This window comes from Vibrio sp. Y176 (genome assembly GCF_033438945.1).
Map to the genome: position 1 here is coordinate 1 of NZ_JAWOQS010000251.1, position 864 is coordinate 864.

The following is an 864-nucleotide window of genomic DNA, read 5'->3' on the forward strand; positions in this document are numbered from 1 at the left end:
GAGAACATATCGACGACCCAAATCTACACACACTTGGATTTCCAGCATCTAGCGCAAGCGTATGACCAAGCCCACCCACGCGCCCGCAAAAAGAACGGGGAGTGAGCCAAAGCATGAAATTTTACCGCCGTATCGAGCCGATTAAGGCCATGACATTCGATCTGGATGACACGCTGTCTGACAACCATCCAGTGATTGTCCGTATGGAGTGCGAGTTACTGACCTGGTTGCAACAAACGCATCCTGCAGTGGCGCACATGGAAAAGGCCGACTGGTTGCAGGTAAAAAAACATGTGCTCCAGCAAAGTCCTGATCTCAAAAGCGATGTGACGCTTTGGCGCCTAGTGCAGTTAAAGCATGCTTTTCTATCGGTTGGCTACGATGAAGCGCAAGCTCAAGTTGCAGCGGAAGAGGGCGTGCAACTGGCTTTGGAATGGCGCAGTCAGTTTGACGTGCCGCAGCAAAGTCTCGATGTATTGGCGGAGTTGGGAGAACACATTCCTCTGGTGGCGATCACCAATGGTAACGTCGACTTAGATAAAATCGTTTTGACGCCATACTTCCAATGCGTATTGAAAGCGGGCCCTGACGGTCTTGCCAAGCCTGCTGCTGATTTGTTTGTCAAAGCGCAGCAGTTCCTCGATTTACCTGCCGAAAACATTCTGCATGTTGGTGACCACCTCACGACGGATGTACATGGTGCAAAGTTAGCGGGTTTTGCCGCATGTTGGTTTAATGATATGAATAAAAATGTCATTAATCATTCAAGAACACGTACGTTACCTGATATTGAAATCAATAGTTTGCAGCCGTTACTCACACTTTTTTAATTGCTTTCGCATTAATCCATTCTAAAGTCATTTT

1 protein-coding gene and 1 pseudogene are annotated in these 864 nt (G+C 47.6%); both read left to right on the plus strand.

Annotated features, from left to right (window positions below; genetic code table 11):
* Positions 1 to 105, plus strand: a pseudogene (locus tag R7O13_RS25375) (tyrosine recombinase XerC); the annotation flags it as partial.
* A gap of 8 nt (positions 106 to 113) precedes the next feature.
* Positions 114 to 830 carry a 5-amino-6-(5-phospho-D-ribitylamino)uracil phosphatase YigB gene (yigB, locus tag R7O13_RS25380; RefSeq protein WP_318305010.1) on the plus strand — a complete coding sequence of 239 codons (717 nt, stop codon included), beginning with the start codon at positions 114 to 116 and terminating at the stop codon, positions 828 to 830.
* The last annotated feature ends 34 nt before the right edge of the window (positions 831 to 864 follow it).